22 protein-coding genes and 1 pseudogene are annotated in these 23,260 nt (G+C 34.9%); 15 read left to right on the plus strand and 8 right to left on the minus strand.

Annotated elements, in window-relative coordinates; all coding sequences use genetic code 11:
* Positions 1–42: 42 nt before the first annotated feature.
* Positions 43–2,448 carry an HYR domain-containing protein gene (locus tag ACQKNI_RS14760; RefSeq protein ID WP_088231269.1) on the minus strand — a complete coding sequence of 802 codons (2,406 nt, stop codon included), beginning with the start codon at positions 2,446–2,448 and terminating at the stop codon, positions 43–45.
* Between the two features lie 416 nt (positions 2,449–2,864).
* Between ACQKNI_RS14760 and ACQKNI_RS14765 the strand changes: the two genes are divergently transcribed.
* The 9 genes and pseudogenes from ACQKNI_RS14765 to ACQKNI_RS14805 all read left to right on the plus strand — a co-directional run.
* Positions 2,865–4,040 carry a DUF4272 domain-containing protein gene (locus ACQKNI_RS14765; RefSeq protein WP_088231270.1) on the plus strand — a complete coding sequence of 392 codons (1,176 nt, stop codon included), beginning with the start codon at positions 2,865–2,867 and terminating at the stop codon, positions 4,038–4,040.
* A 295-nt stretch (positions 4,041–4,335) separates the two neighbouring features.
* On the plus strand, positions 4,336–5,274 hold the full coding sequence (locus ACQKNI_RS14770) for a sugar-binding transcriptional regulator (RefSeq protein ID WP_088231272.1): 939 nt from the start codon (positions 4,336–4,338) through the stop codon (positions 5,272–5,274).
* Between the two features lie 309 nt (positions 5,275–5,583).
* Positions 5,584–6,255 carry a deoxyribose-phosphate aldolase gene (gene deoC / locus ACQKNI_RS14775; RefSeq protein WP_016088364.1) on the plus strand — a complete coding sequence of 224 codons (672 nt, stop codon included), beginning with the start codon at positions 5,584–5,586 and terminating at the stop codon, positions 6,253–6,255.
* 106 nt (positions 6,256–6,361) lie between these two features.
* Positions 6,362–7,543 carry a NupC/NupG family nucleoside CNT transporter gene (locus tag ACQKNI_RS14780; RefSeq protein WP_088231273.1) on the plus strand — a complete coding sequence of 394 codons (1,182 nt, stop codon included), beginning with the start codon at positions 6,362–6,364 and terminating at the stop codon, positions 7,541–7,543.
* A gap of 36 nt (positions 7,544–7,579) precedes the next feature.
* Positions 7,580–8,881: a pyrimidine-nucleoside phosphorylase gene (locus ACQKNI_RS14785; protein ID WP_002118293.1), complete on the plus strand. Its 1,302-nt coding sequence runs from the start codon at positions 7,580–7,582 to the stop codon at positions 8,879–8,881.
* 33 nt (positions 8,882–8,914) lie between these two features.
* Complete coding sequence (locus ACQKNI_RS14790; RefSeq protein ID WP_088231274.1) at positions 8,915–9,310, plus strand: cytidine deaminase; 396 nt, start codon at positions 8,915–8,917, stop codon at positions 9,308–9,310.
* 93 nt (positions 9,311–9,403) lie between these two features.
* Positions 9,404–9,781, plus strand: a complete 378-nt coding sequence (locus ACQKNI_RS14795; RefSeq protein ID WP_088231275.1) for a helix-turn-helix domain-containing protein — start codon at positions 9,404–9,406, stop codon at positions 9,779–9,781.
* 245 nt (positions 9,782–10,026) lie between these two features.
* On the plus strand, positions 10,027–11,058 hold the full coding sequence (locus ACQKNI_RS14800; protein ID WP_098882646.1) for a hypothetical protein: 1,032 nt from the start codon (positions 10,027–10,029) through the stop codon (positions 11,056–11,058).
* A 394-nt stretch (positions 11,059–11,452) separates the two neighbouring features.
* Positions 11,453–11,997 (plus strand): annotated as a pseudogene (locus ACQKNI_RS14805) (IS3 family transposase); the annotation flags it as partial.
* Between the two features lie 53 nt (positions 11,998–12,050).
* Here the strand turns inward: ACQKNI_RS14805 and ACQKNI_RS14810 are convergent.
* The 3 genes from ACQKNI_RS14810 to ACQKNI_RS14820 form a co-directional block, all read right to left on the minus strand.
* Complete coding sequence (locus ACQKNI_RS14810) at positions 12,051–12,392, minus strand: hypothetical protein (RefSeq protein ID WP_088231277.1); 342 nt, start codon at positions 12,390–12,392, stop codon at positions 12,051–12,053.
* 352 nt (positions 12,393–12,744) lie between these two features.
* Positions 12,745–13,083, minus strand: a complete 339-nt coding sequence (locus tag ACQKNI_RS14815; protein ID WP_088231278.1) for a hypothetical protein — start codon at positions 13,081–13,083, stop codon at positions 12,745–12,747.
* 79 nt (positions 13,084–13,162) lie between these two features.
* The gene (locus ACQKNI_RS14820; RefSeq protein ID WP_176549298.1) at positions 13,163–13,333 is read right to left on the minus strand and encodes an EndoU domain-containing protein; all 171 of its coding nucleotides are present in this window, start codon (positions 13,331–13,333) and stop codon (positions 13,163–13,165) included.
* Between the two features lie 120 nt (positions 13,334–13,453).
* On the opposite strand from ACQKNI_RS14820, the gene ACQKNI_RS14825 reads away from it, so the two are divergent.
* From ACQKNI_RS14825 to ACQKNI_RS14835, 3 genes are all read left to right on the plus strand, one after another.
* Positions 13,454–13,783 (plus strand): hypothetical protein, encoded by a 330-nt coding sequence (locus ACQKNI_RS14825; protein ID WP_088231279.1) that lies wholly within the window; start codon positions 13,454–13,456, stop codon positions 13,781–13,783.
* Positions 13,784–14,167: 384 nt separating this feature from the next.
* The gene (locus tag ACQKNI_RS14830) at positions 14,168–14,563 is read left to right on the plus strand and encodes a DUF2871 domain-containing protein (protein ID WP_088231281.1); all 396 of its coding nucleotides are present in this window, start codon (positions 14,168–14,170) and stop codon (positions 14,561–14,563) included.
* 15 nt (positions 14,564–14,578) lie between these two features.
* The gene (locus ACQKNI_RS14835; protein ID WP_088231282.1) at positions 14,579–15,061 is read left to right on the plus strand and encodes a CcdC family protein; all 483 of its coding nucleotides are present in this window, start codon (positions 14,579–14,581) and stop codon (positions 15,059–15,061) included.
* A gap of 46 nt (positions 15,062–15,107) precedes the next feature.
* Here ACQKNI_RS14835 and ACQKNI_RS14840 read toward each other — a convergent pair whose 3' ends face one another.
* Positions 15,108–15,338: a DUF896 domain-containing protein gene (locus ACQKNI_RS14840; protein ID WP_088231283.1), complete on the minus strand. Its 231-nt coding sequence runs from the start codon at positions 15,336–15,338 to the stop codon at positions 15,108–15,110.
* 187 nt (positions 15,339–15,525) lie between these two features.
* On the opposite strand from ACQKNI_RS14840, the gene ACQKNI_RS14845 reads away from it, so the two are divergent.
* Positions 15,526–16,809 (plus strand): aminopeptidase P family protein, encoded by a 1,284-nt coding sequence (locus tag ACQKNI_RS14845; RefSeq protein WP_088231284.1) that lies wholly within the window; start codon positions 15,526–15,528, stop codon positions 16,807–16,809.
* Between the two features lie 59 nt (positions 16,810–16,868).
* Here the strand turns inward: ACQKNI_RS14845 and ACQKNI_RS14850 are convergent, their stop codons facing one another.
* Positions 16,869–18,311 carry a DHA2 family efflux MFS transporter permease subunit gene (locus ACQKNI_RS14850; protein ID WP_249278325.1) on the minus strand — a complete coding sequence of 481 codons (1,443 nt, stop codon included), beginning with the start codon at positions 18,309–18,311 and terminating at the stop codon, positions 16,869–16,871.
* A 321-nt stretch (positions 18,312–18,632) separates the two neighbouring features.
* On the opposite strand from ACQKNI_RS14850, the gene ACQKNI_RS14855 reads away from it, so the two are divergent.
* Positions 18,633–19,079, plus strand: coding sequence for a MarR family winged helix-turn-helix transcriptional regulator (locus tag ACQKNI_RS14855; RefSeq protein WP_088231286.1), 447 nt, complete (start codon positions 18,633–18,635; stop codon positions 19,077–19,079).
* A 140-nt stretch (positions 19,080–19,219) separates the two neighbouring features.
* Here ACQKNI_RS14855 and ACQKNI_RS14860 read toward each other — a convergent pair whose 3' ends face one another.
* The gene (locus ACQKNI_RS14860; protein ID WP_098882647.1) at positions 19,220–19,765 is read right to left on the minus strand and encodes a hypothetical protein; all 546 of its coding nucleotides are present in this window, start codon (positions 19,763–19,765) and stop codon (positions 19,220–19,222) included.
* A 334-nt stretch (positions 19,766–20,099) separates the two neighbouring features.
* Between ACQKNI_RS14860 and topB the strand changes: the two genes are divergently transcribed.
* Positions 20,100–22,244, plus strand: coding sequence for a DNA topoisomerase III (gene topB, locus ACQKNI_RS14865; protein WP_088231288.1), 2,145 nt, complete (start codon positions 20,100–20,102; stop codon positions 22,242–22,244).
* Between the two features lie 402 nt (positions 22,245–22,646).
* Here the strand turns inward: topB and ACQKNI_RS14870 are convergent.
* Positions 22,647–23,260, minus strand: a 614-nt coding sequence (locus tag ACQKNI_RS14870; RefSeq protein WP_427282481.1) for an LPXTG cell wall anchor domain-containing protein, incomplete at its 5' end; no start/stop codon positions are given.

Consider the following 23,260-nt stretch of genomic DNA (forward strand, 5'->3'; position numbering starts at 1 on the left):
GTGCAATTACTGTTCTTATATTTAAGTTACCTAATTATTATGTTACAAACACTTGTAATAATTAAAACACCTGCATTGTGCAATACAAGGTTGTAGTAGCACCACTGTAACATAAAAGTTGCAAGTGCTGCTATTTCCATGAATATCGGTAGCCGTACAAGTTACGGTAGTGGTTCCCACATTAAAAAAGGAGCCGGATGGTGGGAAGCAAGTCACCGAAGCTACACCACAGTTGGTGCTTGCAGTAGGTGCAAAGTTGACTATAGGTTCTACCTGACAAGGTGCAATAGCTACAGTAATGTTGGCAGGACAATTGATGATCGGTGGTTCAGTATCATTTACTGTGACGGTAAAGGAACATGTAGCTGTGTTTCCAGATGCATCTGTGGCTGTACAAGTCACAGGAGTGGTTCCTACAGAGAAGAAGGATCCAGAAGCTGGCGAACAGGAAAAAGTTACACCTGGACAGTTATCTGTAACCGTAGGTTGAAATGTAACAATAGCACCGCATTCACCAGGATCATTTGCTTTTGTAATATTGTTAGGGCATTGAATTTTTGGTGGTTCAGTATCGTTTACTGTGACGGTAAAGGAACATGTAGCTGTATTTCCCGATGCGTCCGTGGCTGTACAAGTCACAGGAGTGGTTCCTACAGAGAAGAAAGATCCAGAAGCTGGCGAACAGGAAAAAGTTACACCTGGACAGTTATCTGTAACCGTAGGTTGAAATGTAACAATAGCACCGCATTCACCAGGATCATTTGCTTTTGTAATATTGTTAGGGCATTGGATTTTTGGTGGTTCAGTATCGTTTACTGTAACCGTAAAAGAGCATTCTCCAGTTCCTCCACAAATGTCAGTAGCAGTGCAAGTGACAGTGGTTTCACCTACTGGAAATAGGGATCCAGAAGCAGGGCTGCAGCTAAAAGTCACTCCAGGACAGCTAGTACTTACAGTTGGCGGTGGATAGTTCACTATCGCCCCACAAACACCCGGGTCATTATCCTGAGTGATATTACCAGGACAGCTGATGGATGGGATCCGTTCAAGATCACTGATGTTGCCAAAGATATCTTGACTGTTGTTGCTCCGAGTGTCAGTCCATACTGAGATTAACTTTTCCGGTTCCGGCAAAGCTGGAGGAATAAAGGCAGAAAAGATATAATCGCCTATAAATGTGCACGGATTACCAAAGGAAGGATCGGCGTTAGGGTCAAAAGAAACGTCTGTTATCCGTGTATTTGTAAATGTGGCTCCACCATTAGTCGAAACTGCTAAAAAAACATCTAGAAGAGAAGAAGATTCCCGGTTTGTATAGTAAATCACGGTTACGGTGCCACTACATGGGGAAACTGCTACAAACGGGAAAAAATTTTGGGTATTCTCAGGACTATTATCAACACGTATTGGGGTTGACCATGTGACTCCGCCATTATCGGAGAAAGACAAAAGAATATGAGCATTTGTTGGGTCGTTAGCCTGCCATACAGCATACACTCTCGCAAAGTTTGCAGAACCAAAACATTCTGATCTATCTACCGCGAGAAAAGCAAAGGTAGGCACACGGAATGCCCAGGGAGGAAGAGGATCAGGAACTCGAATAATCGCACTGACATTAACAGTGGGACCGAATGTTACCCCACCATCATCAGATCGGCGAATTCGAAACGTGGCGTTAGTGAAATCTCCCTCAATCCAGGCAACATATACCTCTCCATTCGGACCTACTTGAACATTTGATCCTTGTACAAAGGAGGTAGGTCCTGCAATTACCCCTGAGATTGCAACTGGTGGCAGCCATGTTGATCCACCATCTATAGACCTTTGAAGTAAAATTTGAGAGGTTCCTGTATCATTAGTAAACCTAGTATAACTAATATAGGCATTCCCTACAAACGAACTTGATGAGGTCTTGTCGAATGCAAGATATTCTTTATCATCAAAGAAATTGTTATTTATACCAGAAACGTTAATGGCATTAGAAAAGGTTGCTCCATCGTCAACTGACCGATAAACAATGATTGATGCTCTATCTACTGTTGATGAAAGAGGTTGAACAGCGATACCGGCTAATAGCCACCTATTGTTTAGATCGGCGTCTATGATTGGATCGCCAGTATTTCTGAACCCTGCTGGGACTGGGAGAAAATTAGTCGTGAATGTGGCCCCACCATTAGTGGATCGATATAATCCAAATTGAGGAAACCCACTTGGAAGCGTATAGGCGTGAGAAGCAGCAATAATTGACATTGGATTATTTGGATTGACCCCAACAGTAGGCTCATTTTCGGGATTTCCATTTAATGTTGAGATTCGAAAATCAGTTGAGTCCACTTGCTGTATTGATATGGATGAATTATCTCTATTTTCTCTATGTCCATTATTTTGGTTTATAATTTGTTGTCTTTGTGGTGCACTCATTTTCTTAGATAAACTTTCTTCTAACATGAAATACTCACCTTCTTATTATTTTTAATCGAGCTTGTCTAACATTTGGAATATAAATCAAACTGTGCAAAATATTAGTTCGCACACTATAGTATATGAACTTCTAAAAATAGGGTTTGGACAAACTCTCATTTATTTAAAATCCCCCCCTAAAATGAAAAAACACGCTATCCTTTCTGTAGAATCAAAGAAAAGGAGCAGCTAGTATTGGGGATTGAACGAGAAGTAGTAGCGTGGTATCGAAGCTCAAAAACGTAGGTTAGATTATTTCACTAATACGGACTTTAGTTGAAGAACAAGCCATAATAAAATGGCTGTTTAATATATTAGTCATGTATAATATGTTAAACAACTTATGTTCTTTTTTTCTAAATTTAATAGATAAGATGAATATAAGAATTAGAGGAGGGGGAAAATTGAGATTTTTCACGATATTCGCATCAAGGAACGATACAAATGATATAGAAGGTTTCATTACTCAAGTTTTCCAAAATAGATTCAAGGTTGAACGCAATAAAAATGAATATACTATTCAATCAAAGGGACTATTTGGCAAAAATAAAATTATTATTCGGGTGGATTCTGAAGAATCATCTCCTGATTATTTTTCCAATAATATTCCTGGAATGATGCATATGTACGATCAAATTGCATTTCAAGAAGAACGTCTTAAGAGGATGGTTTTGGCACAGATTTCTGTAATTAATACCATAATTGCTATAGAGACGAAGAAGGATTATAGTGATGACTACGTGGAGCTGTTCCTTAAGTTACTTAATCAGGTAAACGGTATTGGTTTTATCCCTGATCGAACTCTCATCGGGAAGGATGGACAAGTAATCGTATTTCCCGATGGATCCTCTGGTCCTTCAGAATTTACTCCTCACGCATGTACGAAAAAAATAACGGGACAGAATAGTACTTCTACCGATGGGGAAAAAAGAAGACAGAAATCGATAAGCTACCTGCAAGATAAAGGGATTCCATATATCGAAGGGTTGCCTCAATTGCCTCCTTTGACAAGTATTCAGTTAAGAAGTCGAGAAGAGATTACGAAGAGAGCGGTAGCTTTGCTGATTGTCATACAATATGCTTGTGATGTTGCCCAAGAAGGTGATTTGAAAACTTCCAAAGAGTTCGTCATGGAGCTGCTGAACAAATTCGATGTGGTTGAATCATTAACGAAGCAGGAAAGAAATTTCCTAAATTCAGAGCACCCTGACCAGAAAGAAGCAATACAGATTACATGGCAGTATGAAGCCCAATGGGTTTTACTTTGGTCAATAGGACTCATAAATACACTGAAATTTCCAAAAGATATCTGTGATTGTCATTACGCAATTAAACTTGTTTCTGATTGTAGTTCTTTTAATGAATTTTATCAACAAACAAGATTGCGAAGTGCAGAAGAGATGTTGGACGAGGCCGACCTCATTTATCGGCTTCATTGGGCTTGTGTACATGATAGAATTAATGAGAGAGAAGCAACTGCAGGTATGCAGGAAAGTATTGTTATTGAAAGACGAAGGGGCTTGTTCTGGCTAATCAATCATAGAAATGAAGATTGGGACTGCATTTCTATGGATACATAATCTATATTCTTTGTTTTGTAGAGCTTTTTTATTAAGGAAGTTCCATCAACGATGTTTAATGTTTGTTATCGTTACTACAAAAAAAAACAAAAAGAATGAATCAAATATAAATCGATTTACATGTTTCAAGAGCATCTATATTGAGTTTATAAATATATACAATAAGGTTTCGTTGTATATATTAAGTGTAGTAGAAGTTCAGTTAGAAAAAATTCGGTATTCGAATTTTTTACATAAAGCTGTATAATGCTTGTAACGAAAAGGAAATACAGGAAAGGATATGTAATGAGTTACTATGGATAAAGATAAACAACAATTAAGCGTTGAAGTTGCAAGATTATATTATCAATCAGATTATAGTCAGCAAGAAATTGCTAATAAATTAAATATTTCAAGACCGACTATCTCTAGATTATTAAAGTACGCGAAGGAAAAAGGATTTGTTCAAATTAGTATAGCCGATCCATTTGCTGATTTAGATAACGTTGGAAATTTACTGAAAGAAAAATACAACTTGTTAGAGGCACATGTCGTATTTTCTCCAGTTCCAGAATATGCAACGATTACAGAATATATTAGTAAATATGCAGCTGAGTATATGGAAAAGACGGTTAAAAACGGTGATATCGTTGGTGTAAGCTGGGGAATGACGATGTATGAAATCGCTAGAAAAATTGTACCGCAACATGTAAAAGGTGTAGAAGTTGTCCAGTTAAAAGGCGGTATTAGTCATTCGAGTGTAAATACATATGCGAATGAGACCATTGCTTTATTTGCAGAGGCTTTTCAAACGACACCACGAAATTTACCGCTCCCAGTTATATTTGATAATGCAGTGACAAAAGAATTGGTAGAGCAGGATCGACATATTCATCACATTATCGAAATGGGGAAACAAGCAAATATTGCAATTTTCACTGTTGGAACAGTGCGAGATGAAGCGTTATTATTCCGATTAGGATATTTCGATAAGGATGAAACGAACATTTTGAAAAAACAAGCTGTCGGTGACATTTGTTCACGTTTCTTTGATGGAGACGGAAATATTAGTAGTGAAGAAATTAATAAGCGTACTATTGGAATTGAGTTAGAGGAACTGAAATTAAAGAAACGTTCAATTTTAGTTGCTGGTGGTAATAGAAAAATAAAAGCAATTGATGGTGCGTTACGTGGCGGCTATGCAAATGTATTAATTATCGATCAGCATACAGCGAAAGAATTGTTACATTATTAAAAAAGTTAGTAATAAAAGGCTTTCTCAAAATTACGATTTTGAGAAAGCCTTTTATTTAGTCGTGCATGAATGAAAAAGATTCCTTTTTTTAAAATAATTATGGATATTGAGATACATACTACCAGTGTTAACATCAAAGTTTTGATTTCAACATGTAATCTATATCAGTTGTTTTTCAGCTAGATTGCGTTTCATTCAATGTAAGAAACGCCTTTTCGGAAAAGAATGAACAAAATTTCAAAAGTGTATTTACATTTGTTCAACTAAGGGTTAGAATGAAGTTGTTAAAAGATATGAGGAGTGAATATAATGAACATTGCAAAGTTAATTGATCATACAATTTTAAAAGCTAATTCTACAAAAGAAGATGTTATGAAAGTAATCGAAGAGGCAAAAGAATATAAATTTGCTTCAGTTTGTATTAATCCTACATGGGTAAAGCTAGCTGCTGAAGAATTAGCTGGACATGATGTAGACGTTTGTACTGTAATCGGTTTCCCATTAGGAGCAAGCACGACTGAAACAAAAGCATTTGAAACAAAAGATGCTATCGCAAAAGGTGCAACTGAAGTTGATATGGTAATCAACGTAGGCGCTTTAAAAGATGGCGATAATGAACTTGTTGAAAAAGACATTTATGAAGTAGTACAAGCAGCAAAAGGAAAAGCTCTTGTAAAAGTAATCATTGAAACTTGCTTATTAACAGATGAAGAGAAAGTACGCGCTTGTGAATTATCAGTAAAAGCTGGTGCTGATTTCGTAAAAACTTCAACTGGATTCTCAACTGGCGGAGCAACTGCTGAAGACATCGCATTAATGCGCAAAACAGTAGGACCAAACGTTGGTGTAAAAGCATCTGGCGGCGTTCGTACACGTGAAGATGCAGACAAAATGGTAGCTGCTGGAGCTTCTCGCGTTGGAGCAAGTGCTAGTGTTGCAATCGTATTAAACGATGCAAAAGGTGCTACAGATAACTACTAATTACAAATGAATGAAAGAGCACTAGATACACGTTTCAAGTAAATTGTATCTAGTGCTTTAACAATTGAAAAAAATGTAAGCGGATACGAAAGGGAGAAGACGACTTATGAAATATTTAATAGGTATTTTCGGCCTCGTATTGATTTTAGGTATCGCTTGGCTGGCTAGTAATGATAGAAAGAAAGTCAAATATCGCCCAATCATAACGATGGTTATATTACAGTTCATTTTGGGGTTTTTATTATTAAATACAAGCGCTGGGAATATATTAATTAGCGGAATAGCAGATGGGTTTGGAGAATTATTAAAATATGCTGCTGACGGTGTGAATTTCGTATTTGGTGGATTAGTAAATCAAAAAGAGTTTTCATTCTTTTTAAGTGTATTAATGCCAATCGTATTTATATCAGCTTTAATAGGTATTTTGCAACATATTAAAGTATTACCTATTATTGTGAAATCTATCGGTTTAGCATTAAGTAAAGTAAATGGCATGGGGAAACTAGAATCGTATAACGCTGTTGCTTCTGCGATTTTAGGACAATCTGAAGTGTTTATTTCAGTTAAGAAACAACTAGGTTTATTGCCAGAGAAAAGAATGTACACATTATGTGCATCTGCGATGTCAACAGTATCTATGTCTATCGTTGGATCGTACATGGTGTTATTAAAACCGCAATATGTTGTAACCGCTTTAGTGCTTAACTTATTTGGTGGTTTCATTATTGCTTCTATCATTAACCCGTACGAAGTTACTGAAGAAGAAGATATGTTAGAAGTACAAGAAGAAGAGAAAAAGACCTTCTTTGAAGTATTAGGGGAATACATTATAGATGGATTTAAAGTTGCGATTACAGTAGCGGCTATGTTAGTTGGTTTCGTTGCTCTTATCGCATTCATTAATGCATTGTTTAAAGGTGTAATCGGTATCTCATTCCAAGAAATTCTTGGTTATGTATTTGCACCATTTGCATTTATTATGGGTGTGCCTTGGCACGAAGCAGTTAATGCCGGTAATATTATGGCAACAAAACTTGTATCGAATGAATTTGTAGCTATGACAGATTTAGCACAAGGAAACTTCAATTTCTCAGATAGAACAACAGCGATTATATCTGTATTCTTAGTTTCATTTGCCAACTTCTCTTCAATTGGAATTATTGCAGGAGCGGTGAAAAGCTTAAATGAAAAACAAGGAAATGTAGTCGCGAGATTTGGTTTGAAATTACTTTTCGGTGCAACATTAGTAAGTTTCTTATCGGCAACAATCGTTGGCTTATTATTTTAACAGATTCATATAATATGAAAAGGAATGGTGATTATAATGAGAATGGTAGATATTATTGCGAAAAAACGTGACGGAAAAGAATTAACGACTGAAGAAATCAAATTCTTTATTAATGGATATACAGATGGAAGTATTCCGGATTATCAAGTGAGTGCACTTGCAATGGCAATTTTCTTTAAAGATATGACAGATCGTGAACGTGCAGATTTAACAATGGCAATGGTTGAATCTGGAGAAACGATTGACTTATCAGCAATTGAAGGAATTAAAGTAGACAAACATTCAACTGGCGGTGTTGGTGACACAACAACATTAGTATTAGGACCATTAGTTGCTGCTTTAGATGTACCAGTAGCAAAAATGTCTGGTCGTGGTTTAGGACATACAGGCGGAACAATTGATAAATTAGAAGCGGTAGAAGGATTCCACGTTGAAATTACGAACGAGCAGTTCATCGATATTGTAAACCGTGATAAAGTGGCTGTTATCGGACAAACAGGAAACTTAACACCAGCTGATAAAAAGATTTATGCATTACGTGATGTAACAGGAACAGTAAACTCAATTCCATTAATCGCAAGTTCAATTATGAGTAAAAAAATTGCAGCAGGTGCTGACGCAATCGTACTTGATGTAAAAACAGGTGCCGGCGCATTTATGAAAACAGAAGAAGATGCAAAAGAATTAGCACATGCAATGGTACGTATCGGAAATAATGTTGGACGTCAAACGATGGCTGTTATTTCAGATATGTCACAACCTCTTGGTTTTGCGATTGGTAATGCCCTTGAAGTGAAAGAAGCAATCGATACATTAAAAGGCGAAGGTCCAGAAGACTTAACAGAATTAGTGCTTGTATTAGGTAGCCAAATGGTTGTATTGGCGAAAAAAGCAAATACATTAGAAGAAGCACGTGAAATGTTAATTGAAGTTATGAAAAACGGAAAAGCAACTGAGAAGTTTAAAGAGTTCTTAAGCAATCAAGGAGGAGATAGCTCGATTGTAGATCATCCAGAAAAAATGCCACAAGCGAAATATGTCATTGATGTACCGGCTAAAACTTCAGGCGTTATTTCTAACATTGTTGCAGATGAAATCGGTATCGCAGCTATGTTATTAGGTGCAGGCCGTGCGACAAAAGAAGATGAAATCGATTTAGCAGTAGGTTTAATGTTACGTAAAAAAGTTGGCGATGCAGTAAAAGAAGGCGAGCCGTTCGTAACGATTTATGCAAATCGCGAAAATGTAGAAGATGTAAAAGCTAAAATTTATGAGAACATTTCTATCGCTGAAACAGCAGTTGCTCCAAAATTAGTTCATACAGTTATTACTGATTAATCATCATTACATTTACTTTCAGGGGGAAATAATATGGATAAGAAAAAATATATTGAAGAAGCAAATAAGATGTTATTAAAAGCGTATATTCCGTATTCTAAATTTCCAGTTGGTGCAGCATTAGTTACGAAAGAAGGTAAAATCTATACTGGTTGTAATATAGAAAATGCTTCTTACGGTTTATGTAACTGTGCAGAAAGAACAGCGATATTTAAAGCAGTATCAGAAGGTGAGCGTGATTTTAGTTACTTAGTTATTACAGGAGAAACGGACGGGCCGATTTCACCATGTGGTGCTTGTAGACAAGTAATTGCTGAGTTTTGTAATCCGAAAATGCCTGTATTACTAACGAATGTAAAAGGTGATGAAAAAGAAGTAACTGTTGAACAGTTACTTCCAGGCGCTTTCTCAATTGAAGATTTAAAATAAGTGAAGAATCCATTTCGCAATCAATAGATATGCTCCCCATTAGGTAGACAGATAAAAAATAAAAATCTGTTTATCTAAGGGGAGTATTTTCTTATGGCTCGAATGAAATATTCTAAAGCTGAAAAATTGGCTATTTTAGCTCTTTATAAAGATGGTCATCAATCAATAGCTGACATTGCTGATAAATTCTTGATTGATCCTGGGACAATTAGAGATTGGGAGAGAAGGTATGAAGCGAATGGTGAAGATGGCCTAGAAGAAGCACTTTCTTGGAAGCGTTATTCAAAAGAGTTAAAGTTAGCAGCCGTCAATGATTATCTATCTGGACACTATTCGTTAAGCAAGGTTATCCAAAAATACAATATATATAGTACTGCGATTTTGAGAAAATGGATAAAAAAGTATAATAGTCATAGAGAATTAAATATTACTAGTTTTAAATCTCCTCTTACAGCCATTGCATTCTTTTGAGGAAACTGAAACCTCTTTGACTACACCATGTTTAGAATTAATTCCATTCAGTAAATTTAATTAGTTGCACTTAACCTCTTCTTTATCGAATTTGTAGTAGCCATGTTTAACCAATAGATGACAATGTGCATCTCTCAATACACACCAGTTCTTCTCAACATTAAATTCTTCTATATGATTGTTAAGATAGAAAAGATATGTTAATGTATGGAAGGGGAACGTTAATGTATTGAAGGGGTGGTTTTATGAAGTTTGGTAAAAAGGGATTATTGGTTGTAGCAAGTTTAAGTCTTTTTGCTTTATCTGCGTGTGGAAAATCTGCAAAAGAAACAGTTGTTTCTTCAACAGAAAGCATTTTAAATGCAAAACAAATGGAATCAAGCGGTTCAATTTCTATTAAACTCGATTCTAATGCGAAAGATATGAAACCGGAAGATAAAGCGGCAATTGATATGTTAAAAAACATATCAATTACAGTTGATTCAAAAACAGATAAAGATGCAAAAAAAGATGAAATAACAATTGGTGCAAATATTAAAACAGATGCAATGAAAATGGATATATCGATTCCAATGCTTATGGATGAAGGGAAAAAGGCTTTATATGTAAAAGCGAATAATGTAAAATCACTATTACAATTAGCTGGAATTCCTAGTGATAGTTTTTCTACTCTAGAGGGAAAAGTTATCAAAATGGATATGAAAGATTTAGGAGAAGTAGATACAAAAGAATCTACGGAAATCCAAGAGAAAGTACAGAAATCGTTATTAGATGCAATCAAAGCGCTTCCTGAAGACAACTTTACAAAAGAAGAAGATGTATATACTGTGAAATTAACAGGTAAAGATTTAAAAGCAGTGATTGAAAAGGTATTTGATGAAATGTCTACAATGAAAAACTTTACTGGAACAAAACAAGAAATTGCAGACTTTAAGAAAGAATTGGAAGGTGCAAACCTTGGTAAATCTTCTGTTTCTTTAATTTATACAATGGATGGAAAAACAATTAAAAAACAGGATGCAGTAATTCATTTCGAAGCAAAAAATCCTAAAGATGAAAAAGAAACATTTAAATTTGATATGAATATTAATTCTGATATCAAATCTATTGATAAACCAATCAAATTCACATTCGATACTTCTGAAAAGAACATTGTTCCAATGGATGAGTTGCAAAAAATGATTGGTGAATTTATGAATCAATTCATGATGAATAGTGAATTGGATGGTGGGAAAGTAACTCCTGTTCAACCAGTTCCAACAGAACCTGCAGCATAAAAATACCCCTTAAGGGGCATAGCCATTAAGTTAGCAAAAATAAACCAGATGCTTTTTAGCATCTGGTTTATTTTTGCTAACTATAGAATATAAGCTTTCCTATTTGATATATTCCAATAGGATCTCAATATATATTTTTTTAGAGGTGTGTTGAAGTGGATTTTGATATTCTTGAGTTATACTAATATGCTTTTCTACCAATTTTTAAAAGGCACATAAAGAAACGATAACCAGTGCTTGACATTTTCTTGTACGTTAAATCAGTCTTGTCTCATGTGCAAGTGATTCTAAGATAGAGGTATTAAAACTTTAGGCTAACTAAATGGTGTGAAAATAAGTGTAGGAGGAGAGTGAGAGTAATACGGTTCTGGTGCAAGAAATCTATAAATCTTGAATATATGGTGCGGAACCAGTGGTAGCCCTTCATCGATTGGAACGTCAATTTGAAGCATCGGCACCAAATGAAAAGTGGTTTACGGATGTGACTTATCTATTATTTGGAGAGCGTACCTTGTATTTATCAACGATTATGGATGCCTTTAATCGTGAAATTATTAGTTATGTCATCAGTGAATCACAAACGCTGACATTAGCGATGGAGACATTAAAAAAAGCAATGAGAGGGCGAAAAGTAAAAGATGTCATCCTTCACTCGGATCAAGGAAGCATTTACACCGCGAAAGAATTTCAAGCGTATGCCAAAGAAAAAGGCATTATTACCAGCATGTTCCGGAGAGGAAAAGGCCATGATAATGCGTCATGGAAAGCTTCTTTCGTCATTTGAAAAGCGAAGCTTTCTATTCACAACAGATAACAAAAGTATCCAACACAACTGTGCGAAAGATTGTACTAGAATACATTCATTACTATAATTGTGTGCGAATTCAAGAGAAATTAAACCACCTATCCCCTAAAGAATATAGGGAACAGATGGTTTAGGTGTTTTTTCATGTACTACTATTTGGGTGCACATCATTTCAGGCGGTTTTCTTTTATGCTTCTATATCTTTCCCCTCTGCTACCACTGTATCTCTCCACAACGCAAGCAGTTCTCTAAATTCAGAGGTCTCAATTTTACATTGATTATTTGGGGCACTCATAAAGAAGTTAATAGCACTGGTATGATTAGGTTCAATGTAGACTGCTGCTACGTTCCCTTCTATTTCATATTGCGGAACTTTTTGGTCTACTACATTATCTAAAATCTGTATATACTCATCTGCTTCATCATCTAAAATATCTTCTAAAAAATGAGAAATTATAGAAATCTCCTTTGGCAAACGTATTCTCAATCCGCCAAGTCCATCACGATAAAATTCGTATGTATATTTCATTTTTTACCTCCTAGTATAAACAGGATATGCGGTTATTTTCATTTCATCAGTTGATAATTTCGAAGCCAATTCTACAGGGGATAAATGTAATTATGTATATTTAATACAAGTCAAATGCAGAACTTACTTTATGCAACAAATTATGTTTATCATTTTAGCCAAGAAGATTCCTTTAGAACAAGGTATAGGCAATTAGTACAATCGAAAAGCAACATTAGTCATTGCTATCGATGGTAAAGTAAACGTATATAATTTAAAAGGGAACGCGTACAACAATACGAATAGTTATTTGTATGTGAACGTAAAAAATAACAAGACCGCCTCTGGCGAGGAGGGGGTCTTGTTATCTATTTTAGTTAAGATTACGGTTTTGTAAGTCATTTTCATACTCTGTTAACCATACTAACATCAAGTTCTTTAATTCAATCGTTTCAATTTCGCAAGTGTATTCTTCATCTTCCACATACCGGTGGATAATCTTTGTGAAATCTGGTTTAACGTCCAAATCACAAGAGTTACCTCTAAAATTTGCACAATTAATTTCTTTATTCAAAACTTTATCTAGTTCTTCTACCCACTCTTTACCATGAACATCATTCTCTAATAACTCTGAAACTAATTCAATTTCTTTTGGAAGTTTAATCATTAGGACATTAAAAGGTCCTTTAAAAAATTCATATGTATATTTCATAGAAAAACTATCCTTTCATTTATTGATATTTTGGAAAAGTAGGAATAATACGATCATTCAAATCGATAAATATTCTAATTTACATACTGTTTGATGTTGTACCAATATAACTATTTGATCTTCTTGTATATACTTTATTGTTATAAGCTTCTTTAATTGCTTGTAAGACTTCTACTCTACTCCATTCATTTGGGAAAAATGTAGAAGTTGGTCCTTTTACTTTACCATTAACGGTTATTTTATGCTTCATATACGCCATATTTATTAGGCTGTTTTGTAATCTTTAAAATTTCCCCTTCACCCATCATACTAACATGATGATATCCACCAGCGTCCCCTTTACCATTTATATTCCCATGAAGATATGAAATTGCAAGGCAATTTATATAACAAAGAATTCTCAGCAGTAAGAGATGGATGTGTTACATGTGGTCATGGTTTAATATTTGACGTATATAATGACAAGGTGAATATTAGGGGCAGAGACTTCAACACTTTGACAACAATTTGGAACGGTACGGTACAACTGAAACCGAATAAAATCGGCGTGTACGAAGCTGAAGATGGTGCGTTCGCTTACGCAACCATGAGCGATGACGTCAATGTGTTTAGTAGTAAGGTTGTCAATATGAACGATGGACGAGCATATTTAGAAATGCTTAAGATTGACGGAGGAACTTCAGGCGGTAAAAAATATTGAAAATAAGGTATGCGACTGACGCTACCAATAGTACCAAGAGCTTATATGTAAACGGAGAAAAGGTACAGACACTCCGCTTTCCGACTACCGGAGGCATGAGTTCCTATAGTGACGGTTCTACACGGAATATGAAGGTAAGTGCTGACAACATAACCCGCTTTAAAAGTATTGCTGAGGAAATGGGTCAGACCGTAACGTATACGGTAGGTGGAAAAAGTATTTTTATTATTTCCACTGTCTACTTGACAAGGAGCTGTTCAAATAGTTGTGAAATGGATTTTTTATTTTCGAAAATAGAATGTAATGTTTTGTTCATACTCCGTTCATAATCTGTACGTAAAATGATTGCATCGAATATGGAAAGTTTACAGCAGGAGGAGTATAATGAAGAAATTATATAATGCAGCATTCATGTACTTAATAATTGGTTTATTATCAGGTGTATTTGCAAGAGAGTATACGAAAGCACAAGGAATTAAAGGTTCTACTATGTTGCAATTAGTGCATACACACGTATTAGTATTAGGATTCATATTCTTTTTGGTCGCTTTCGCTTTATTTAAAGTATTTCAAATGCAAGATACAAAAAGTTTTCGTGCATGGTTTGTTGTTTATAATATAGGACTCATTTTTACTATTGCTACAATGGTATTTAGAGGTCTTCTACAAGTAAACGGAACTGATTTTAACGGTTTAAGCCATATGGCTGGATTAGCTCATGTCATTATAAGTGTCGGGCTCGTTTGGTTTATGATTTTGCTTAAAAAGTCTTTTAAATAGGTAGGAGTGGAGAATATGAATGTAGCACTTTTATCAAGTATCGTAGCAGTTTGTATGGCTGTTGGAGTAATGTTTCTACGTTTTAAAGCAGCGAAAAAACCAGTAACGAAAAAGAAAATTATATTACCACCGTTTTTTATGAGTACTGGTGCTATGATGTACTTCTTACCAGAGTTTCGGTTAACATCATTAGAAATAGTAGAAGCAATTGCAGTAGGGCTTATTTTCTCTATATTTCTTATTAAAACAACGAAGTTCGAAGTAAGAAGCGAACAAATATATATGAAACCGTCAAAAGCATTTATATTTATTTTAGTTGGCTTATTAGCAGTGCGAGTAGCAATGAAATCGTATTTAAGTCAATCGATCGATTTAGCACAGTTAAGCGGAATGTTTTTCTTACTCGCATTTGCGATGATTGTATCGTGGAGAATTGCGATGTATCGCTCATATGTTAAATTAGAAAAGACAATAAAAAGAGCTGGAATTTCTATATAGGAATTCCAGCTTTTTTATGTTTTATTGAAATTTTTTAGCGCGGAACTCATTTGCTAAATTTCAAACGATCTTGAGCGTCTTGTAATGCAAATGGTGTAACATTAATACCATTTGGATCAACAATTTTTGTGTTTAATAAAATGGAATCTAAGCTTCCGCGAAATGTTTTTGTATAGTTTTGTCGCAACATTTGTTGTTCTTGTTTTTCATCAATTGTTAATCCAGATGTTCTTTCTTTTTTTGCTAATTCGTTAATACGGAATAAAATGTTTTGCATTTGTTTTCACCTCTAGTTAAATTTAATTAAATTAGTTACTTACTAATTTATAGTTATTGTAACGCTTAATTTTTATTATGTCAATACCGTCTAAAAAGATTAAAAATTGACGAAAAATTATAACAATAATAAAATGAATAGCAGAAGACAATTAGCTTTACATATATAGAACGCTAGGGGGATTATTATGAAATCAACATTTTTTGCTCAAAATAGAGAGAGACTAACGAAAACATTACCAGATGAGTCCATTACTATTTTATTCGCTGGACAAGCACCTCACATGTCAGCTGATGGACATTATAAGTTTGTGCCGAATCGCAATTTTTACTATGTAACAGGAATCGATGGGCCGAATGTTATTTTCATGTTGAAGAAGCTAGGAAATAGCGTAGAAGAAATACTTTTCATTGAAAAATCAGATCCAGTGATGGAAAAATGGGTCGGTAAAACAGTTTCTAGTGAAGAAGCAGAGAAAATTTCAGGTATAAAGAAAGTTGTATATTTGGATAGCTTTGAAAAGACAATGTCAAATATACTTTTTACAGAAAATGTGAAGCACATCTATTTAGATTTAGAGCGTCGAGAGTGGAATGGTACGGAGACAAAAGTTTTAACGTTTGCTAAACATATAAGAGAACAATATCCACACGTTTTAATTGGTAACGTATATCCGAATATTTGTGAATTACGAGTGTTTAAAACAGAAGAAGAAATTGAAATTATTAAAGAAGCGATTGCTGTAACGAAAGATGGTATTTACAATGTGCTAAAGCATGCAAAAGTAGACATGATGGAATATGAATTAGAAGCTCATTTTGATTTTACGCTGAAATCAGCAGGTATTAAACATCATGCGTTTCATACAATTTTGGCGAGTGGTAAAAATGCCACAGTCCTGCATTATGAAGATAATGATGCACAAATTCAAAATGGTGATTTAGTACTGTTGGATTTAGGTGCTCAAAAAGACTATTACAACGCTGATATTAGTTATACATTCCCAGTAAGTGGAACATTCTCTAGTCGCCAAAAGCAAATATATAATATCGTGTTAAAAGCATTGAAAGAAACAACTGAACTTATTAAGCCAGGAGTAAAGTTTGCTGCATTAAATGAGCATACAAAAAAAGTACTAGCAGAAGAGTGTAAAGCAATTGGCTTAATTCAAGAAGACGAGGAATTGTCTAAATACTATTATCATGGAGTAAGCCATTTCCTTGGCTTAGATACGCATGATGTAGGAACATACAAAGATAGGGTGTTAGAAGAAGGTATGGTTATTACGATTGAACCAGGTTTATATATCGAAGAAGAATCAATCGGTATTCGTATTGAAGATGATATTCTTGTAACGAAAGATGGGTATGAAAACTTATCAAAAGATATCATTAGAGAAGTTGAAGAGATTGAAGAGTTTATGAGTGGAAATAATGCTCATGTAAAGGAAAATCAGTCTGTAGTTAAATAATAAGAAAAAGGTAACCGCTACGTTATGGGTTACCTTTTTTGCTATTGAGAAACTAAGTATCATTTCTTTTTAAGAAACAACGTCATAATAAATACGAGAACTGCTAATACAGTTGTTACGAGGAAAGCATCTTGCATACCTAAAATACTTGCCTCTTGTAAAGCCTCTACTTTTGGTAATTTTCCCATTAAGTCAGGTAAATAATTTTTCGTTTGTGTAGACATAACGGTTGTTAATAATGCGGTACCAATTGCTCCTGAAACCATGCGAGCAGTATTTGCTGCTGCTGCCCCATGACGACTCATAGAAGGAGGAAGCTGATTTAACCCAAATGTCATCACGGTCATCATAATGCAAGAAATCCCAAACATAAAAGTAGAGTAAAGGACAGTGACATATAATAAACTTGAATCTAAACTTAAATTTGTATAGAACCATGAAGTGACTATAATCGTAAGCATACCGACAAAAGTTAATGGTCGTATACCGTAACGATCTAAAATAATACCAGTTATAGGAGACATAATTCCCATCACAATTGCACCAGGTAATAAAATTAACCCAGTTTGAAGTGTGGAGTGTCCTAAAATATTTTGAATATAAACAGGTGTTAAAAGTTCTACACTATACATCGCAAGCGCAATAAAAGCTCCAATTCCAATTGTTAGTGCAAACTGCTTGTTTTTAAACACAGATAGGTTAAGCATAGGTTGTTCAGCGACTAATTCTCTCCAAATAAATAGACTAATAAAGATGACTCCAATGATGATAGTAACGATTACTTCATTTGTACTCCATCCAAGACTTCCAGCCATAGAAAATCCATATAATAACGAGCCTAAGCCAATTGTTGATGTAATTACACCTAACAAATCAAATTTAGGATTGCTTTTTTCTGTAACGTTACGTAAAAAGAAGAAAGCTAGAATTAAATCAATTATGCCAATAGGGATAATGATATAGAATAGAACTCGCCAAGAATAGTGCTGTAAAATCCATCCTGATAATGTGGGGCCGATAGCTGGTGCAAATGTCATAGCGATACCAATCATCCCCATTGCTTTGCCTCGTTTTTCAGGTGGGTACAAACTAAAAATAACAGTTTGTACGAGTGGCATCATTACACCAGCACCTGTTGCTTGTAGTAATCTTCCCACTAATAAAATTGAAAAGTTAGGTGCGATGGCACTTACAATTGTACCAATTGAAAAAAGTGCAACAGAACTTATAAATAACTGCCTTGTAGAAAATTTTCCGATAAGATACGCGGTGATGGGAATTACGATTCCATTCACCATAATAAATCCAGTACTCAACCATTGAACGGTATTTACATCTAATTGAAATACTTTACTTAATTCAGGAATTGCGACATTTAATAGCGTTTGGTTTAAAAGAGTCATAAATGATCCGAGAACAAAAATAGATAGAATTAATAACCTTGCTTTACTGCTCATATTTAATGAGTTGAATTTATGTTGAGTCGCTTCTATGATAATCATCTCCATTTATAGTGTATAAAATAAAAATTTCCGCAATCTTTTACATATAAAATCCCTCCGAAATATATTTTTAGTTTCTAAAATTCGATAATGAAGAAAGATATAATAGTTGTCAACGCAACTATTATATCTTTCTATTAAAGAAGTTAAATTGAAAAATAAATATATTAGTTGTTAACGCAACTAATATTACGGTAAAATTATAAATGAATCAAGTTTTATGTTTTTAGAGGGAATACTCCAATACTTTACATGAATGTTACAATTCAAATATGTATAATAATTGTATCAGCAATGTAATCTCAGAAAGGGGACTTACAAATGAATATAAACGATAAAGAGTCAGTTGGACGTTGGATTTCATTACTACATAGATATGGAAATGTGTATATAAATGAACAATTAAAAGAGTTTAATATTGGAGCAGGACAATATCAATTTTTGGCAGTGTTGTACGAAAATGAAGGTGCGTCTCAAGATGAAATAGCTTCCATACTAAAGGTTGATAAAGGAACAACTGCAAGAGCGATAGCTAAATTAGAAAAGGAAGGTTATGTAGAAAGAAAAGTATTTACAGTTGATAAACGTATAAAAAAATTATATTTAACGGATAAAGCATATACATTTGAAGCAAAACTAACTGAAATTTTATTGGGCTGGAAAAACATTTTAGTCGAAGATTTATCTACTGAGGAGCAAGAATATGTATTGAAATTATTTAAAAAGATGGCTGGAAATGCTGAGGTTTCTCTTGCTAAAATTAAATAATCAAGTAAAAAACAAAGTCGTTCCCATTCTATTCGTATAACGGGAGCGACTTTGTTTTTTTACTGATTTCTAATGGTTCACTTCGTTCGTTTTACATAATATAAGAAATTATCATTTACAAGTGTAAGAGTAATATCTGTTTAATGCGTATGTTGATTATGCTTAGAGGAGGGTGGAGGAGTATGATCTGGGAATGTTACGAATACAGAAATAATAATTACCCCACTAATTGAAAGTAATAATAAAAAGAGCCGGTGGATAAAAGTAGAAAAGGTTTCAGATAAAAGCTGAATCATACATGACATAGTTATCGTTATAGTAAGTAAAAGGCTGATGAACAATATGCTATGGGCTTGTTGCGCATTTAGCATTTCTGTAATCATAGCTCCCATCATACTGGCCATTAATCCAGAGAACATTCCTTCTAATGCAGTATACAGATGAAAACGTAGACCAACAAAAAAACCGATAAAGCTACTAATTAAAATAGCAAGCAAAGTAGAATATAGTAATTCTCCCTTAAAGAGAATCCCAAAATAAAAACCAATACTTAACCCGATACTCATACTAAAAGACATAATAAATACCATATACTCCATTAGGGTACCCCTGCGTTTAGAAACATACGATGTAATAAAAATCGAGATACAACAAAGTGTTAAGGTAGTTAATGTATAAGCAAACATCATGATACCTCCCTGTCCGATCATTCACTTCATCATATGTTCATAGGGGGAGTACTTATGCTTATTTATATCTGCATATTATCTGCACAATTTCAGGAATGGAAGGAAGTAGGCGCTTCATGTTTCAGGGCTTCTTTTTCGTTTGTGAGCAAGCGAAAGAAATTGTTATATAATGAGTTTCTATTGTGAAGCCATGACGAATAAGCGTATAATATTATAGTTATCCCATTACTTGGAGTAACCCGCGAATGATAAATAAGATTGTTGTTTTATCATCGCTTCTAAACATATATACAACGAAAGTAACACTGGAATACAGATAGGGAGTTATAAAATGAAATTAATTATTGCCGAGAAACCAGATCAAGGTTTGGCTCTTGTTTCACAGTTTAAATATCGCCGGAAAGATGGATATTTAGAAGTAGAAGCAAATGAGTTATTTCCAAATGGAGCGTACTGTACATGGGCAATTGGTCATTTGACGCAGTTATGTAATCCAGAATATTATCATGCTGAATGGAAGAAATGGTCACTTGATACGTTACCTATGATTCCTGAACGTTTTCAATTTGAAGTAACAAAGTCAAAGTATAAACAATTTAACGTTGTGAAACAGCTGTTACATAATCCGGGGGTAACAGAAATTATTCACGCGGGCGATGCTGGGCGCGAAGGGGAATTGATTGTACGAAATATTATTAATCTTTGTAACGTACAAAAACCGATGAAACGTCTTTGGATTTCATCTTTAACAAAGCAAGCGATTTATCAAGGATTTAAAAACTTGCTTGATGAATCAGATACAATCAATACGTACTATGAGGCATATACAAGGTCATGTGCGGACTGGGTTGTTGGTATGAATGCATCTCGTGTCTTTAGTATTTTGCTAAAGAAAAAAGGAATGAATGATGTATTTTCCGCCGGTCGTGTACAAACACCAACGTTAGCATTGATTGTAAAACGTGAGAAAGAAATTGAAAACTTTAAATCAGAGCCGTTTTGGGAAGTGTTTGCAACCTTTAATATAGAAGGAAAGAAGTATGAGGGGAAATGGGAGAAAGATAGTGAATCTCGCTTAAAAGACCCTGATATGGCAAATAAAATTGCGGCATTTTGTCAAGGGAAACCAGCTGAAGTGAAGGAAATGAAAACGGAGCGTAAAGAGTTTCAACCACCGCTTTTATTTAATTTATCATCACTACAAGCAACGGCAAATAAAGCATTTAAATTTTCACCGAAAAAGACACTTGATATAACGCAAGCACTATATCAAAAAGGGATAGTGTCTTATCCTCGTTCGGATTCTAACTATGTTACGCAAGGAGAAGCAGCAACATTCCCTGATATTTTACAGAAATTAAGTCAATTCGATGAATATAAAGGCTTATTACCAGCACCAATTGAATCAATTATGAACAATAAGCGTTATGTGAATGAAAAGAAAGTTACAGATCACTACGCCATTATTCCGACAGAGCAAGTTACAAACCCAAGTAGATTATCGGGTGATGAAAAGAAAATTTACGATATGATCGTAAGAAGACTCATTGCTGCTCACTATGAAGTCGCAATCTTTGACTATACAACAATCATTACGCTTGTAGATGAACGTGCTGCATTCGTTTCAAAAGGAAAACAGCAAATTCAAGAAGGATGGCGTAAAGTTATTTTCCAAGACGATAAAGATGACGAAACGATTCTTCCAATTGTAGCTGAAGGTGAACTAGGAAAAGTTGTAAAGGTGAAAGTGAAAGAAGGAAAAACACAGCCACCGAAGCGTTATACAGAAGGACAACTTATTACGTTAATGAAAACAGCAGGTAAGTATTTAGAGAATGAAGAATTAGAGAAAGTATTAAAGAAAACAGAAGGTTTAGGTACGGAAGCGACTCGCGCTGGAATTATTACGATGCTGAAAGACCGTAAATATATAGATGTACAGAAAAACCAAGTGTATGCGACCGATAAGGGGAAAGTATTAATTACCGCAATCGGTGACAAAATACTAGCTTCACCAGAAATGACGGCGAAGTGGGAGCAACGCCTTGCCGAAATTGGAGAAGGTACAGCTTCACCAGCTACATTTATGGAACAAACGAAAAAGCTATCAGCGAAAATTATTGAAGATGCGGTGGAAATGTCTGAGAAGTGGGATTTCACTGGATTACATGTTGAATCGATTGAGCGAAAAGGATCGAAATTTACAACAGGTAAAAAGGTTGGTAGCTGTAAAAAATGTGATGGTGATGTAGTCGATAAGTCGACATTTTACGGTTGTGCTAACTATAATACAACACAATGTGATTTTACTATCTCGAAGAAGATTTTAAGCAAAACAATTTCGCAAAAGAATATGACAAAGCTCTTAAAAGGTGAGAAGACCGATTTAATTAAAGGTTTTAAAAAAGGCGAGAAAACGTTTGATGCGAAGTTAGAGTGGAAAGATAATAAGATTAATTTTGTGTTTGAGAATTAATTTATAAAAAGAGGATGGCAGTTAGATGTCATCCTCTTTTACATATATTGATGTAATGAACTGTGAATTCAGATAATTAAATGAAACTTCTTATTAAGAGAGGTGGAGGGACTGGCTCATTGTAACCTCAGCAACCACATCCGCTTATTCCTTCTATTTATCATTCGATCATTGGGTAATGTATTTACATCAGCTTCAAATACAGTGTTAGTAATGTATGTGGAAGAAAAGCATGTACAACAGGCTATTCCCTTCTTATTAATGAGTAAGAGATAATAATTTTCGTTAATTATGTAATTTCTAAATAATAAAAAGCACTCCATATACTTGAGAAACTATGATAGATCAAGTGTATGGGAGTGCTTTTTAATTTTTAGAACTTCTTTAATATTAAATTACTTTTTATTTAGTTTTTCTTTTTCGTCTATTGAAGAAGAATAAGCTACTTCCTAACGCTGCGAATAACGCTCCTAATGATGTTAAAAGAGAATTTTCAGTGCTAGCACCGGCTTTTGGTAAAACTTTTGTAGAATTGTCAGATTCAATACCGGAATTGCTTTCATTATTCGAGCCATTATTCGATCCGTTGTTTGAGCCATTGCCAGATTCGTTGCTTGAACCATTGTCAGAGTCACCATCAGAATCAGAGTCACTGTCAGAATCAGAATCGCTATCGGAATCAGAGTCGCTGTCGCTATCAGAGTCACTGTCAGAATCAGAGTCGGAATCAGAGTCACTGTCAGAATCGGAATCGGAATCAGAGTCGGAATCAGAGTCAGAGTCAGAGTCAGAATCAGAGTCAGAGTCGGAATCAGAATCACTGTCGCTATCAGAATCGGAATCACTATCGGAATCAGAGTCACTGTCAGAATCGGAATCACTATCGGAATCAGAGTCGCTGTCAGAATCGGAATCGGAATCAGAATCGGAATCACTATCGGAATCAGAGTCGCTGTCAGAATCGGAATCGGAATCAGAATCGGAATCACTATCGGAATCAGAGTCGCTGTCAGAAT

This window comes from Bacillus sp. NPDC094064 (assembly GCF_050279585.1).
GTDB lineage: Bacteria > Bacillota > Bacilli > Bacillales > Bacillaceae_G > Bacillus_A.